11 protein-coding genes, 1 pseudogene and 1 riboswitch are annotated in these 15,024 nt (G+C 65.8%); of the genes and pseudogenes, 7 read left to right on the forward strand and 5 right to left on the reverse strand.

The features are described 5' to 3' along the window. The first annotated feature begins 199 nt into the window (after positions 1-199). From QH270_RS32260 to QH270_RS34775, 5 genes are all read left to right on the forward strand, one after another. The gene (locus QH270_RS32260) at positions 200-589 is read left to right on the forward strand and encodes an SseB family protein (RefSeq protein WP_280348352.1); all 390 of its coding nucleotides are present in this window, start codon (positions 200-202) and stop codon (positions 587-589) included. Next, a complete protein-coding gene (locus tag QH270_RS32265) occupies positions 582-1,193 on the forward strand; it encodes a hypothetical protein (RefSeq protein WP_280348354.1) in 612 nt (203 codons plus the stop codon). The genes QH270_RS32260 and QH270_RS32265 overlap by 8 nt, the downstream gene beginning before the upstream one ends. Beyond that, positions 1,194-6,782 (forward strand): putative T7SS-secreted protein, encoded by a 5,589-nt coding sequence (locus QH270_RS32270; protein WP_280348356.1) that lies wholly within the window; start codon positions 1,194-1,196, stop codon positions 6,780-6,782. It abuts the gene before it with no gap. 1,664 nt (positions 6,783-8,446) lie between these two features. Next, positions 8,447-8,653 carry a nucleotidyltransferase family protein gene (locus QH270_RS32275; RefSeq protein WP_280348357.1) on the forward strand — a complete coding sequence of 69 codons (207 nt, stop codon included), beginning with the start codon at positions 8,447-8,449 and terminating at the stop codon, positions 8,651-8,653. Between the two features lie 153 nt (positions 8,654-8,806). Then, entirely contained in the window at positions 8,807-9,010 is a 204-nt protein-coding gene (locus QH270_RS34775; RefSeq protein WP_432420465.1) for a HepT-like ribonuclease domain-containing protein, read from the forward strand. Here the strand turns inward: QH270_RS34775 and QH270_RS32280 are convergent. The 4 genes from QH270_RS32280 to QH270_RS32295 form a co-directional block, all read right to left on the reverse strand. After that, positions 8,973-9,830, reverse strand: a complete 858-nt coding sequence (locus QH270_RS32280) for an ABC transporter ATP-binding protein (RefSeq protein WP_280348359.1) — start codon at positions 9,828-9,830, stop codon at positions 8,973-8,975. The genes QH270_RS34775 and QH270_RS32280 overlap by 38 nt on opposite strands. Beyond that, positions 9,823-10,620 (reverse strand): ABC transporter permease, encoded by a 798-nt coding sequence (locus QH270_RS32285; RefSeq protein WP_280348361.1) that lies wholly within the window; start codon positions 10,618-10,620, stop codon positions 9,823-9,825. The genes QH270_RS32280 and QH270_RS32285 overlap by 8 nt, the downstream gene beginning before the upstream one ends. Continuing rightward, on the reverse strand, positions 10,598-11,620 hold the full coding sequence (locus QH270_RS32290) for an ABC transporter substrate-binding protein (RefSeq protein WP_280348363.1): 1,023 nt from the start codon (positions 11,618-11,620) through the stop codon (positions 10,598-10,600). Before QH270_RS32290 ends, QH270_RS32285 begins: the two co-directional genes overlap by 23 nt. Further along, positions 11,617-12,321: a TenA family protein gene (locus tag QH270_RS32295; RefSeq protein WP_280348365.1), complete on the reverse strand. Its 705-nt coding sequence runs from the start codon at positions 12,319-12,321 to the stop codon at positions 11,617-11,619. The genes QH270_RS32290 and QH270_RS32295 overlap by 4 nt, the downstream gene beginning before the upstream one ends. Continuing rightward, positions 12,315-12,411, reverse strand: a riboswitch (TPP riboswitch). It overlaps the preceding gene by 7 nt. A 118-nt stretch (positions 12,412-12,529) precedes the next feature. On the opposite strand from QH270_RS32295, the gene QH270_RS32300 reads away from it, so the two are divergent. Next, complete coding sequence (locus tag QH270_RS32300; protein ID WP_280348366.1) at positions 12,530-13,936, forward strand: class II fumarate hydratase; 1,407 nt, start codon at positions 12,530-12,532, stop codon at positions 13,934-13,936. A 49-nt stretch (positions 13,937-13,985) separates the two neighbouring features. Here the strand turns inward: QH270_RS32300 and QH270_RS32305 are convergent, their stop codons facing one another. After that, entirely contained in the window at positions 13,986-14,840 is an 855-nt protein-coding gene (locus QH270_RS32305) for an acyl-ACP desaturase (RefSeq protein WP_280348368.1), read from the reverse strand. A 62-nt stretch (positions 14,841-14,902) separates the two neighbouring features. On the opposite strand from QH270_RS32305, the pseudogene QH270_RS32310 reads away from it, so the two are divergent. After that, positions 14,903-15,024, forward strand: a pseudogene (locus QH270_RS32310) (daunorubicin/doxorubicin resistance ABC transporter ATP-binding protein DrrA); the annotation flags it as partial.

Genomic DNA, 15,024 nt, shown 5'->3' on the forward strand with positions numbered 1-15,024 from the left:
CCCCCCCCCCCCCCCCCCCCCCCCCCCCCCCCCCCCCCCCCCCCCCCCCCCCCCCCCCCCCCCCCCCCCCCCCCCCCCCCCCCCCCCCCCCCCCCCCCCCCCCCCCCCCCCCCCCCCCCCCCCCCCTTCCGCGTTGCCGACCGCATAGCGGTTCGCTACCGTGGCTCGCACAGCGTCCGGAACGGGAGGGGTCACGGGCATGTCTGTCATCGAGGTCGATTCCGGACGACTGCGTTCGGAGATCGCCGCGTTCTACGCCGGATTCGGCGCCCCCACCGAACTGGTGGCAGCCTTCGAATCCTCGGCCTTGCTGGTCCCGCTGATGGGCCCCGACGACCGCGTCTTCACTCTCGAATCCGGCGGCATCGCCTGGCTGTGCGCGTTCACCGGCGTCACCGAGTACGCCCAGTTCATGACCGCCCGCGGCGTGGTCGCCGAGCAGGAATACCGCTTCCACACTTTCCTCGGCCGCCGCCTGTCGGAATTCGCCGCCGCTCAGCCCGAACCGACCGGCGTGGCGGTGGACATGCTCGGCGCCCACCCGATGACCTTCCCGCCCGCCGTGGCGGAAGACCAGACCGATGTCTGACCTGAACGTCGATCCCGCCCTGCTCACCCAGGCCGCGAACGGGATCACCGGCATCATCAGCGAACTCTCCGATCTCGGCGTCGGCGAGACCGGCGCCGTCGGCCGCGGCTTCTCCCAACTCGCGATGTCGGCGATGGAAGCCGGAAAAGCCAACGTGCAGACCACCTTCGAGACCTTCACCGAACGCTGGTCCTGGGGCATCCGGGCCCTGGTGCAGTCCGGCAACGAGATCGCCAAGATCCTCGACCTCTCGGCGGGTCGCTACTACTTGATCGACCAGCAGGCCTCCAACGCCCTCAAACAAGCCTTCACCCACCTGGCCGGGAACCCCCACGCGACCAGGGAAGACATCGAGAAGATGGACTGGGGCCAGGTGCTGTCCAACAACACCTGGAACCTCGCCGCCCAGCCCGACTACAGCGCGTCCTCGTTCGGCGACGCCTTCTCACACATGGGTGACAACCTGTCGACGCTGGGATCGGCCGGCCAGTATCTGCTCGAGAATCCGGACAGGGCCTACAGCCTCGACACCGGCGTCGCCGCCCATGTCGCCGAGATCAAAGAATCACAACAGCCTGCGGCCAAGACGGGGGAATCGCTGTAGATGGGAATCGGGGACTTCCTCAACAGTGTCGGTGACGCGATCGAGGACGGGGTCGAATCGGCGACGGAGAAGGTGGGCCAGGCCTACAACACCGTCCTGGACGCCGAGTCGAAAGTCGCTAAAGCCGTTGGCGCCGACGGGTTGTCGGAATGGCTCGACGATCTCGGCGACAAAGTCGTCGACGCCACCGGCGGCGCCGTCCCGGAGAAGGAACTCGGCGAAACCACTGATCCCAAAGAACTGATCCGCGGCGATGTCGCCAAGATCAACGAGGTCACCGGTCATCTGGGCAAGATCGGCACCGCGATCGAACAAACCGGTGACGCCCTACGCAAGATCGACACCGCCGACTGGACCGGCGACGCCGCCGCCGCGTTCGACGAGGAGTTCGCCAAGCAGCCCAAGCTCTGGTGGGACGGCGCCGACGCGATGAGTAAGGCCAAGACCGCCCTCGACGCCTGGTCCCACGAGGTCACCGCCGCCCAGGCCAAGGCCGCCGACGCCATCGCGAAGTGGGAGGAAGCCGACCGCGAGGAACGCGACCGTAAGAACGCCTGGAACGCCCTCTCCGACGACGACCGCAAGGGCAAGAACCTCACCGACACCTGGACCAGCATCCGCGACGCCGCCCGCGCGATCCTGTCCGGCGCCCGCACCCAGCGCGACAACGCCGCCGACGCCGCCGTGGCCGCCATCAGCGCCGCCACCGCCACCGCGCCCACCGAGCCGCCGTTCCTGTCCCGCTGGGGCAGCAACTTCGAAGACCTCGGCGCCGCCATGGAACAGGCCCGCCTGAACTTCAGCACCGGCCTGCTCACCTCGCTGACCGGCATGGTCCAGTTCGTCCGCTCCATCTCCCCCATCGACGCCTACAACATCACCCACCCGGCCGAGTACATGTCGAAGATGTCGGACCTCGGCACCGGCATGGTCCTGGCCGCCGCCGACCCCAAAGCGACGGGCGCGGCGATGCTGGCGGGGTTCAAGACGAACCCGTCCGAAGCGTTGGGCGCGCTCGCCGGTGACGCGCTGCTGACCGCCGCGACCGGTGGTGCGGGTGGTGCCGCCAAAGCCGGTGCCACGGTCGTCGACAAGGCTTCCGAGGCTGCCCGCCTCGGCAACGCGGGTCGCAACGTCATCGATGACGCGGCCGGGACCGCCGGCCGCAACGCTCCCGAGACGCCCAGAACCCAGCCGGCGGCCGCCACTCCGGACAGCCCCGCAGCCCCCGCGACGAATCCCGCTGCCACACCGGAGAGCCCGTCGGCACCGACGAATCCCGCCGGCCACAGCGGCGATTCCCCTGCCGCGTCACCGCAGGGCTCCGGCACCAATCCCGCCGCCGCGAATCCCGAGAACCCGGCGGCAGTCCCGGCGAGTCCGAGTCCCGCCACACAGGTCGGTGACACCGCACCTGCGGCGACCCCGGAGTCACCTGATTCGCCCCTCACCAACGCGACGGACGACGCCGCACCCAACAGCGGGGACCCATCGCCGCACGCAGCTACTCCTGATCCGGATACGCAGGCGCCCAACGCACCCGAGAACAATCCCGCCGCGAGTCCGGACTCCCCCGACAACCCGGCAGATCGGCCCGCCAACGGCGATGGGCACAACCCGAACCCAGCGGCAGCCTCGCCCGAGGGCCACTCCCCTGACCCTGACTCAGGCTCTCCGGCAACACATTCCGAGGGCGACAAACCATCGGACGCCGGCGACGACGTGCCACCTGCCACGCACACCGACGACACCGGGAATCCCGCTGCCCGCCCTGACGAAGACAGTCCTTCCGGCGACAACAACGACAGCACTCAGACAGGCGGTCCCCCCGCTGAGAACGGGGCGACGCCCGAGCCGCCCAACACCCCGGAGCACCGCGCGGACACGGACGCGGGCAAGAACGGGGAGCCCGGCGTCGGCGAGTCCGGACAACGCAATCCACCCGAGACCGACTCCACACCTGATCAGAGCACGGAGTGCCGCGACCCGGTCAATGCCGCCACCGGCGAATTCCTGCTTCCCTTCACCGATGTCGACCTACCCGGCATCCTGCGGCTCGCACTGAAACGAGCACATCGTTCCAACTACCGACACGGTCGCTGGTTCGGCCCATCCTGGTCAGCCACCGTCGACATGCGCGTGGTCGTCGAAGACGACTATGTCACCGTCGTCTTCGAAGACGGCATGCTGCTTCCCTACCCCCATGCCGAGGTCGGTGTCGGCGTGGAACCGATCGCCGGTGGTCAACGCTGGAAGTTGACCCGCACCGACATCGGCGGCTACCGACTTTGGGACCCCGACCGGGAGCTGGTGTGGCATTTCGCCCCCGAGCCGGCGCTCAACGGCCTCGACACGCTGCTCGGAAACTTCGCCATTTCCGCGATCACCGACCGCCACAACAATCGAATCAGGTTCCACTACAACAGCAACGGCGATCCCACGGAGATCACCCACTCCGGCGGATACCGAGTCGTGCTGGACTCATTCGGCGGTCGAGTCGCCGCGATGTGGGTCGTCGGCGCGGTCGATGACGTCGAAACACGTACGAAGATCCGGGAATTCGGCTACGAGTACGGCGAGCTGACCATCGCGGTCAACGGTGTCGGTGGCACCACCCACTTTACTTATGACGACCAGCATCGGATGCTGTCGTGGACCGACTCCAATGGCAGCTGGATCGTCAATACTTACGATGAAGCCGGCCGGGTCATCAAACAATCTGGCCGTGACGGGGTCATGAACTCCGAATTCGAGTATGTCGAGTTCGGTAACGGCACCGGCAAACTCACACGTATCACCGACTCCCGCGGCGGCGCGACGGGCTATGGCTTCGACACCGACCTACGCCTGCGCGACACGATCTCCCCCGATGGCGGTCGCCGCCACATCGACTATAACTCCCACCGCAATCCTCTGTCGGTGACCGAGCCGGATGGTTCCGTCACTCGCTACGAGTACACCGACGATGGTGACGTCTGCAAGATCATCCGACCAGACGGCACCGACATCACGGTCGACTACGCCTACCCCAACCGGCCATCTACCGTCATGAATCCCGACGGCACCATCGTTCGTCGGGAGTGGGACAACGCAGGAAACCTCGTCGCAGTAACCGACCAGGCGGGCGCACGAACTCAGTTCGGTCACAGCGCGAATGGCGCAGTCACGGAGATCCGTGACCCAGACAGTGCCGTTACGCGCATCGAAGTAGACGCCGCAGGACTACCTTCCACGGTCAGCGATCCCTTCGGCGCGAAGACCGAAATCCGTCGAGACGCGTTCGGCCGACCGATACAGATCACTGACCCGCTCGGCAACACGACCCACTACGAGTGGACACCCGAAGGCAAACCCACTCGCCGCCTTGATCCGGACGGCTACGCCGAAACGTGGAGCTACGACGGCGAGAACAATCTCCTCACCCATACCGACCGTAACGGCGGAACCACCTCATACACCTACTGGGGCTACGACAAGGTCGCGACCCGAACCGACCCTGACGGCTCGACCACCCGGTACCTCTACAACACCGAACTCCAGCTTACCGCCGTCATCAACCCCCTCGGCCAACGCTGGACCTACGACTATGACACCACCGGCCGTCTGATATCCGAAACCGACTACACCGGCGCGACCACCACATACACCCACACGAACACCGGTCGAATCGCCACCGTCACCCCCGCGACGGGTATCACCCGCCATCACCGGTACGACGTTCTCGGCAACCTCACCTCGATCACCGCCGACACCGGTGAATATCTCGCGTATACCCACGACCCCGCAGGCCGGGTCCTCACAGCCATCAACGGCACCGACGAAACCCGCACCCACACCCTGCAGTTCACCTATACCCCCACCGGCCAAGTCGCGACCCAACAGCTCGACGACCAACCACCGATGGTCAACGAATACGACCATCGCAACCGCCGCATCCGCCGAACCACCCCCACCGGCGGCACGACAACCTGGCAACACAATGCGCTCGGCCACGTCGCCGCCATGACTGCCGACGGTACCGATGTCACCTTCACCCACGACCCAGCAGGCCGCCTCACCGGCTGGCGCATCGGCGAAGTCCAGATCGACCGAACATTCACCCCCACCGGCAACATCGCCTCCCAACACGTCACCGGCTTCCCCGCCCAGGAATTCACTCTCGACCTCGGCGAGTACGGCCCCTCGACGTCGCACCGCCCAGCTCCTTTCACCATCCGCCGCGACGACTACTCCTACCGCCCCGACGGCTACCTCACACACCACATCACCACACGCCCAGATGTCGGCACCACCCAAGCCACCTACGCCCTCGATCCCATCGGCCGCGTTGGCACCGTCACACGCGACAACGCGGTTGCCGAGGCCTACGAATACGACGCCCTCTCCAACATCACCGCGAGCCTCCTCAACGAACCCGCTCCGGCAGCCCCGCCCGCTCATCAGCAGATGGAGGGCCGCGAATACCACAACAACCTTCTGGTCCGCGACGGCCGCAACCGCTACTACTACGACCCCGCAGGCCGCCTCATCCGCAAAGTCACCACCAGAATCTCCCGTAAACCGGCAGTCTGGCACTACCGCTACGACGCCTTCGACCAATTAACTGATGTTTACACACCCGACCAGGAGTGGTGGCAGTACAGTTATGACGCGCTACGACGCCGCACGATCAAGCGCCGATTAGACGCGAACAAGAAAACTATTGAAGCCCAATACTTCTCCTGGGACTCCGCGCGGATACTCGAGGCCGCCGACCGCCAGTCCACGTACAGGTGGAACCACGTCCCAGGTGGTAACACTCCACTTGTACAGCACCAATATGGAGAACACTGCAGCCGACCCTCCGTCATCGTGACTGATATTTCCGGCGCACCGACGGAACTAATTGACTCTATGAAAGGACGCAGCACTGGCGCTGCCGCGGCTAGCTTATGGGGAAGTAGAACGTGGCATGGTGAATCCACTCCCATAGGTTTTCAAGGACAGTTCCTGGACCCAGAGATTGGATGCTACTATAACCGTTTCCGCTATTACGATAGCGAGACGGGGAGATTTCTCACGAATGACCCACTCGGTCTTGGCCCTGCCCGCAATCCGAACACATACCCATTTAACCCACTCGCCTGGTCGGATCCGTTGGGCCTTGCACCAGAATCGTGCTCCCCACTATTTCGTGGAACGACAGAGGGCTACGAAGGAAGCCCTGCGGCCCAACGCGTAGGCGTAACACCTACATCTACCGACCCCGGTGTCGCAACCATCTTCGGCACCCATGGAGAGAACTTTGGCGACGGAGTAGTACAGATTGCTAGACCCGGCGACATACAGGGAGTTGAGCGCCTCGAAGGATCGCTCTTCTCTGCAGATGAAGCCGAGGTCCCGCTCAATATGCGTCCCGGCGATTTCGCTAATTCTGCCAGTGTTGCAGTTCCGGCGAGTGTGGCACGTGCCATACTTCAAGACATGGGGATCAGTATACCGAATCGTATTGGAGTGGAGGACATCACGACGCTATTGCGCGAAACCCCCAAGCTGACATCATCGCAAGTAAGTCAATTCATCGAAAGGGCAGCAGGCTATGGAAAATAGCGGATCTTTTATCGTCGACTACGTTCAACAAACAGGAGAGGAGACCGCGACTGCAGTTGTGCGATGCACCGGAGGGACGGTGCGGAAGGGTGATGAAATCAGCCCCGAACAGTTCGTTCGAACCTGGAATGTGACCATTGTATCAATTTTTAAATACGGTTTAGAATGGGATTTCATTGACATGACACATCGAGGAGAATTACATCTTCGCGGCACAGAAGTTTCTGCGATCAAAGAAGGAGGTGCGCTATATTCATTTACTCTTCCCCAAAGCAATCAGACGCCTACCGACCGACCGTAACATCACTTTAGATACGAATGCCACGTTAGAGTTGTCTGGGCATTAACAGTTTCGACCACAAGGAGCCCGTTGAGCTGGTTCGATACAATCCCAGGCGCGCGAAGTGTACCGGATATTTTCAAGGACCGGGTGTCGGCACTCGACCGATCGACCCTGCACGAGATGCGCCTACATCGGGACGGTCCGAAGCTAGCGCTCAAGGCGATGGTGTCAACCACCGGCATCAAGCTCCCCTATACGGCAGACTAATTCTGATGCTGATCACAGCTGTCACGCACTTGACTCCCGGAATGCGTGGAATTGTCCGGTCGGGCACTAGCGAATGGCCGGCGACCTGGCGTGGAGGCGGTGTCGTTAGAAGTGGGGAATCCTGTGACATCGAGCTCGAGGTCGATGACGATTCGCCTGATCTGCGCATCCTCCGGGATGACAACCCATCGGACGACACCCCTCCGACGGGCGTATCAGTATGCGACGGCCGCCTGATCGTTTGCGGCACGCTCTTGGTGTTCGACGATGGGGCAGCGGCCCTGGACCTCGAGCCCGGAATTGTGCTCTTGGATTCGAGAGGCGCTGTGTCAGATAGGGATTCAGCACGACGAGCGTTCATTTCCCCTGGTCAAATCCTGATCTTCCCTACCAACATCTGATTAGGGGGTCGGCCGGAGCGGAGGGTAGCGGCTACCAAATTCCTGATAAGCCGCGAGTCGGTGCAAGCGATAGTCGCGGATAAACGTGGCTTTATCTCGATACACACCGGTGGCCATGGACTAGTCGGCGAGCTGACGCTGGGGTTGTATCCCGTGCGAATCGTTGATTCATTGCTGATAGACCGACAGAGCTGAATCGCCTCAGAATTTCCTTCTATAACCTGAAACGATATGGATCCACCAGGCCAGTCGGCGTTGGAGCCGTCATCAGTATGTTCTCGGGGAATCTCTCCCCCTCAACGTAATAGCGCGCTCTGGGTCGGCCGACAGGTTCCAAGATGTCGCGTTGGGCCCAGACTTTCAGATCTCGTCGCGCCTGCTGGATGCTCAGCCCTTCACTGGCTCCAGAGCGTGACCGGCGAACCCGCCCGGCCATCGCCACGTCCTGGAGAGCGGAGTTGATCTGGTCATCGGGTCCGGTCTCTGGCGCGTACTCCAAACGATCGACCGGGTGGCAGCCCGGCGATGGCATGCAGGACCACGATCGACCCATCCGAGGTGCAGGAATCCTGTTTGCGCCTCGTGCATTCACGATCCGGATTTGACATCATGGCGGTATGAAGCGTGAGGAGCTGATCCCCTCCTTCCGGCGATCCGCAAGCTGTGTGCCGAGTACGGCGTCACAGAGCTCGCGGTCTTCGGCTCGGTCGCTCGTGGTGACGACACCGAGGTCGAGTGACGTCGATCTGCTCTACGTTCGCGGTCCTCATGCGGTGCGTGGTCTGGCGTTCTTCGAGCTTGCCGATCGGTTGACCGAACTGCTGGGGACACCCCTCGACCTGGTACCGAAGGCCGGCCTCAACAGAGTGATCCGTGAGCGCGTCCTTGCCGAAGCCCGGGTGCTGTATGCCGCCGCGTGATCGCCGCAGCAACGCCCTATTCCTCGCCGACATCGTTATCGCCTCCCGAACTGTGCTCCGCTGGATCGACGGAAGGGATGGCGACTGGGCAACGGACGAGATCCTCCAAAACGCTGTGCTTTGCCAGCTCCTCGTCATCGGGGAGCCAGCTTCGTGCGTAACCGACGACGTCAGAGAAAACTGTCCGAGCTTCCGTGGCGTCAGATCAGGGGCTTTCGCAACCACGCAGTGCACGCCTACTTCAGTCTCGACTGGGAGATCGTCCGCGAAGTGGCCGAGGTTGATCTCCCCTCCGTCGAGCGGGCCGTGTATCGCTTGATCACGACCGAGTACCCCGAGGTGGCGGCAGAGCTGTAGAGCCTGTCGCAGAAGCACGGAGGGTCCTCGTGACCTGCTGTTCCTCCATCGCCCGCCGCGACTCCTCATGCAGGATCTCCAGAAGCTCCTGCTCCAGAGCCGCGAATTCAGGGCTCGTGATGAGCGACAAATCCCGCGGGCGCGGTAGGTCGATGGTCAGATCATGGCGAACGACCGCGGGTCGGGCGGAGAGGACCAACACCCGGTCCGAGAGATAAACGGCCTCGCGGATGTCGTGGGTGATCATGAGGACGGTCCAGCGGTAGCGCTGCCAGACCTCCTGGAGCCAGGTTTGCATTTCGGTGCGGGTGAGGGAGTCGAGGGCGCCGAAGGGTTCGTCGAGGAGGAGTAGATCGCGGTCCTGGACGACGGTGCGCAGGAGCGCGGCGCGTTGGCGCATGCCGCCGGAGAGGTGGGCGGGGCGGGCGTTCTCGAAGCCGGCGAGGCCGAAGACGGGGAACAGTTCGCCGGCGCGGCGGCGGGCTTCGGCGCGTGGGACGCCCTGGACCTGGAGGCCGAGGATGGTGTTGTCGAGGATGGTGCGCCAGGGGAACAGCAGGTCGCGCTGGGGCATGTAGGCGCAGTGCGTGGCGGGGGCCGTGCCGCGGAATTCGGCGGTGCCGGAGTCGGGGGTTTCCAGACCGGCGAGCATGTTGAAGACGGTGCTCTTGCCGCAGCCGCTCGGGCCGATGACGCTGACGAACTCGCCGGGGCGGACGGTGAACGAGACCCCACCGAGCACCTCGAGGTCCGGGGTGTGGCGCCCGCGGCGGGGGTAGGACTTGCGTAGCTGGTCGACGACCAGACGGTCCTCAGGCACGGCCGCTCCTCCCCTCGGCGAGCGCCCACGGCGCGACGAGACGTTCGACGACGAAGGTGGCCAGGTACAGCAGGATGCTCAGCAGGGCGGTGACGAGCACTGCCGCCAGGACCAGATCGGTACGGAACGAGTTCTTCTGCAGGCTCATGTAGATGCCCAAACCCTTGCTGGCACCGACATATTCGGCGAACACGGCGCCGACCACCGCGTAGGTGATCCCGATGCGCAGGGCGGTGAAGAAGCGCGGCACCGCCGAGGGCAGCCGCACGTACCGGAACTCCTGCGTGCGGGACGCGCCCATACTGCGCAGCAGCGCACCGGCTTCGCGGTCGGCCGCGGCGAAACCTTCGATCAGGCCGATCACCATCGGGAAGAAGGTCACCAGCGAGACCACCAGGATCTTGGGCAGCAGCCCGAAGCCGAACCAGATGATCATCAGGGGCGCGATCGCCACGATCGGCAGGGTCTGCGACGCGACGAACAGGGGCACGAACGCGCGCCGCAACCACGGCGAGAAATCGACGACGATCGCGAGCAGCCACGCCAGGGTCAGCGAGAGCGCGAACCCGAGCAGCGTCACCTGCAGGGTCGCGGACGCGTGCGAGCCGATCTCCTCGCGATGCGCCCACCCCTGCCGCACGACCCGCAGCGGCGACGGCAGCACCTGGGGACGGATGCCGCTGACGGTGACATAGACCTGCCAGACCACGACCAGCGCGGCCACCGTCACCACCGACGGCAGGACCCAGCGGAGGCGGGGACCTACCTCACGGGTTGGTGAGGTACTCATTGGTGAAGTAGGTCGACCAGTCCGGCTCGGCGGTCAGCGCGGCGCCGTCGGGCCCGGCCAGCAGACCACCGCGGAACAGGAAGCCCGAGTTGGCCGCCCACTGCTCGCGGGTCTGGCCGCCGACCCGGCCGTCGGGGCCCTTCATGAACTGTTCGGCCAGCATCCGCTGGCTCTCGAAGACCAGCTTCTCGTCGTTGAAAGCGCCGGGGTTCGCGGCGAGGAGGTCGCGAGCCGCCGCGTCCGGATCGTCGGCGGCGACCTGGTAGCCGCGTTGCAGGGCCTGCACGAACTTGCGGGCGCGGTCGGGGTTGGCGGTGAGCCAGTCCTCGTTGGCGTTGATCAGGATGGCGTACGCGTCGGGGAAGCCGAAATCGGTGTAGCGGAAGTACCGCATGGGCGTGCCGTGGTGCTCGGCTTCGATGCCCTCCCAGGCCAGGTAGGAGACGGTGAAGTCGGCCTTGCCCGAATAGACCGCCTCGTAGGCCGACGAGCCCAGGGTCACCGAGGTGAAATCGCCGGTGCCACCGGCATTTCGGATGACCTGCTGCAGGGCCTCCTTCTCGCCCGGGTCGCCGAACCCGGCGTAGGTCTTGCCGTCCAGATCCTTCGGGGTCACGAGGTCGGCCCGGTCGGCGCGCACGCCGATCCCGGTCGCCCAGTGTTGCAGTGGCGCGAGCACCGACTTGGTGTGCGCGCCCGCCGCACGGGCGAAGGTCGCGGAATTGTGGGTGCTGATGCCGAATTCCGCGTTCCCGGCATCGATCACCGTGTCGACCGAGGTGTTGTTGTACGGCAGGATCTCCACGTCCAGGCCGGCGTCGGCGAAGAAGCCCTGCTGCATCGCGACGTAGAGACCGGTGTGGTTGGTGTTCGGAGTCCAGTCCAGCGCGAAGCGGATCTTGTCGTCGGAGCCGCCGCCGGAACCGCAGGCGGTGAGCGCCGACAACAGAGCGACCGAAGTGACGACAACCGCGAGCGCGCGGCGCAGCCGGCCGCTCATCCGGCGGGCCAGGGCTGCGGGTGCAGGGCGGTGTCCCAGAACAGCAACTCGTAGCGCGTCGCCAGCGTGAACGCGCTCGACATCGCCGCCCGCTCGGCGTCGGTCGCCGCGTCGGCGGCCTGGTCGACCAGGGTCCGCGCGGTGGCCGCGGTCTGCTGGAAGTCCTCGGCGCCGTAGGTGGTGACCCAGCGCGCGTACGGATGGTCCGGGTCGGCGGCCACGACCTGCGCGGCGCTCGCGGCCAGGTCGCGGCCCACCTCGGCGTAGATCCAGAAGCAGGGCAGCACCGCGGCGGCGGCCACGGCGTAGGGCTCGGTCGCCGCGGCGGCGATCAGGTACGACACGTACGCCAGGCAGGTCTGCGAGTGCTCCGGGGCGGCCGTGCGCGGCGGCAGCGCGCCACTGGCCAGCAGTTCGGCGTGCATCGCGGATTCGACGGCAGCCGCGGTCGCGGCGGAGTTCGCCCAGAACGCCGCGGTCTGCGGATCGGGCGACTTCGAGGCGAGGATGGCCAGGGCCTTCGCGTAGCCGGTCAGGTACAGCGAGTCCTGCTCGATGTAGGTGGCGAACACCTCGGGCGGCAGCGTGCCGTCACCGAGCCGTCGCAGGAATTCGAGGTCGTCGATCGCGACCCGCAGGACCTTCGTCTGGTCCCAGAGCTGGTCGGTGAACCGACCCGTCGTGGTGGTGTGCGCGCTCAACGCCGTGACATCCCTTCGTCAGCATTACCTGAGCAGGTTCCGCGGGTGTGTTCTCAGCTCCGCGTCGGCGGAGCACCCCGTGTCCGTGACCGACCATAGCAGTGCCGATCCGGACGAAGGGGACACCGCCCTATTCCCCATCGGGGTGTGGGATTTTCCGCTGGGTGGTGCGACCCCATTCGCCGCGTTCTCGTCCTAGGGTCGAGGCATGGCTGATGACGACGTGCAGTACCGCATCGAGCACGACACGATGGGTGAGGTTCGGGTTCCGGTCGACGCGTTGTGGCGCGCGCAGACGCAGCGGGCGGTGGAGAACTTCCCGATCAGCGGGCGCGGGCTGGAGCGAGCCCAGATCCGGGCGCTCGGCTTGCTGAAGGCCGCGTGCGCGCAGGTCAACAAGGAGCTGGGCCTGCTCGATCCGGGCAAGGCCGACGCGATCATCGCGGCGGCGAACGAGATCGCCGACGGCCTGCATGACGATCAGTTCCCGATCGATGTGTTCCAGACCGGGTCGGGCACCAGCTCGAACATGAACGCCAACGAGGTGATCGCCTCGATCGCGGCACGCGCCGGCGTGACCGTGCACCCCAACGACGACGTGAACATGTCGCAGTCGTCGAACGACACCTTCCCCACCGCGACGCATCTGGCCGCGACCGAGGCCGTCGTCACCGATCTCGTTCCCGCGCTGGAACATCTGCGCCTGGCGCTGCTGGACAAGTCGGAGCAGTGGCGCACCGTCGTGAAGTCCGGCCGCACCCATCTGATGGACGCGGTGCCGGTGACCCTCGGCCAGGAGTTCGGCGGCTACACCCGGCAGATCGCGGCGGGCATCGAGCGGGCGCTGGCCACCCTGCCCCGGCTGGGTGAGCTACCGATCGGCGGCACCGCGGTGGGCACCGGGCTCAACGCGCCCGCGGGTTTCGGCACCAAGGTCGTCGCGGAACTGGTGCGCGCCACCGGGATCGACGCGCTGCGCGAGGCCCGCGACCACTTCGAGGCGCAGGCGGCGCGGGACGGCCTGGTCGAGGCCTCCGGTGCGCTGCGCACCATCGCGGTGAGCCTGACCAAGATCGCCAACGATATCCGCTGGATGGGGTCGGGCCCGCTCACCGGCCTCGGCGAACTGCAGCTGCCGGATCTGCAGCCCGGTAGTTCGATCATGCCCGGCAAGGTGAATCCGGTCCTGCCCGAAGCGGTGACGCAGGTGGCGGTGCAGGTGGTCGGCAACGATGCCGCGATCGCGTTCGGTGGTGCGAGTGGCGCGTTCGAGCTCAATGTCTACATCCCCGTGATGGCCCGCAACCTGCTCGAGTCGATTCGCCTGCTGGCCAATGTGTCCCGGCTCTTCGCCGACAAGTGCGTCACCGGGCTGGTCGCCGACGAGGAACGTCTGCGCACGCTCGCCGAGTCCTCGCCGTCGATCGTCACCCCGCTCAACTCGGCCATCGGCTACGAGGAGGCGGCCGCCGTCGCCAAGCAGGCGCTGCGGGAGAAGAAGACGATCCGGCAGACCGTGATCGACCGCGGGCTCACGCCGGACAAGCTCACGGTCGAGGAACTCGATCAGAAGCTCGACGTGCTGGCGATGGCGAACGTGGATCGCGAATCCTGAAACGCCGCACGGCCGTCGCCTCCGGAGGTGACGGCCGTGCGCGCGGAACTCAGGCCAGGTGCGCCAGTTCGGCGCGAGCCTTCTCGCCCGCTTCGCTGAAATCGGTGCGGGTGAAGATGTTCCAGCGCGCGAGCAGCGGCTTGAACACCAGCTCGCCTTCGCGCGCGGGATCGTAGATGCCCGCCTCGGCCAGGGCTTCGTCGCTGGAACCGCCGCCGGGCAGTTCCACCTGCGGGACGCGGAAAGCGGCGACCTGATCGGCGATGGCGCGGACAGCCTGGTCGGGGACCAGATCGAGGGCGGCGCCGACCAGCACGGCGAAGAACTCGGCCTGCAGCTCGTCGTCGACGGCCAGCTTCTCGGCGATCGCGGTGACGACGGGATTCTCGCCGAGCGCGGCGGTGTTGCGGTGGCGGATGGCGGCGGCCTGCTCCTCGAAGGCGCAGGTGGCCAGCACGTCGATCAGGTGCAGCGACGGACGGTTGAAACCGGTGGTCATGTGGGTCATGCGGGCCCGCTCGAGCGCGACCGGGTCGACCGCGCGCGTCACCATGAGGTAGTTGCGGATCATGATCTCGTGGCGGTTCTCCTCCGCCGTCCACCGGCCGACCCAGCGCCACCACGGACCGGTGCGCAGATGCTTGCCGAGCTCACGGTGGTAGGACGGCAGGTTGTCGGCAACCAGCACGCTCACGGTCAGCGCGAGTGCGGCGGTCTCGCTCAGCTCGGACTGCTCCGGGGTCCAGTCGGCGCCGCCGAGGAAGGCGAAGTTGCGGCCGTCGGACCACGGCACGAAATCGTGCGGCTGCCAGCCCTCGGCGGCCTCGATGTGCCTGGCCAGGTTGGTTTCCACCACGTCCGCGAGCGAATCCAGCAACTCGCGGTCGGTCAAAGTTTTCAGCACGAGGACACCCTAGTCCTTCGACCGCGAGCGCGGGGAGCGACGGGGTCCCCGCGCCGCGGCGGCGCCCCGACGGCGGCAGCGCCAGGATCTTCGGCAACGACGTGGTCGAGCGGCCCAACGCGGTGCGCTCGCTGCTCGGCGTCACCGGGCAGTACGCCTCGGTCGACGAGATGCTGACCGCCAC

The sequence above is a fragment of the Nocardia neocaledoniensis genome, from assembly GCF_029868625.1.
Classification (GTDB): Bacteria; Actinomycetota; Actinomycetes; order Mycobacteriales; family Mycobacteriaceae; genus Nocardia; species Nocardia neocaledoniensis_A.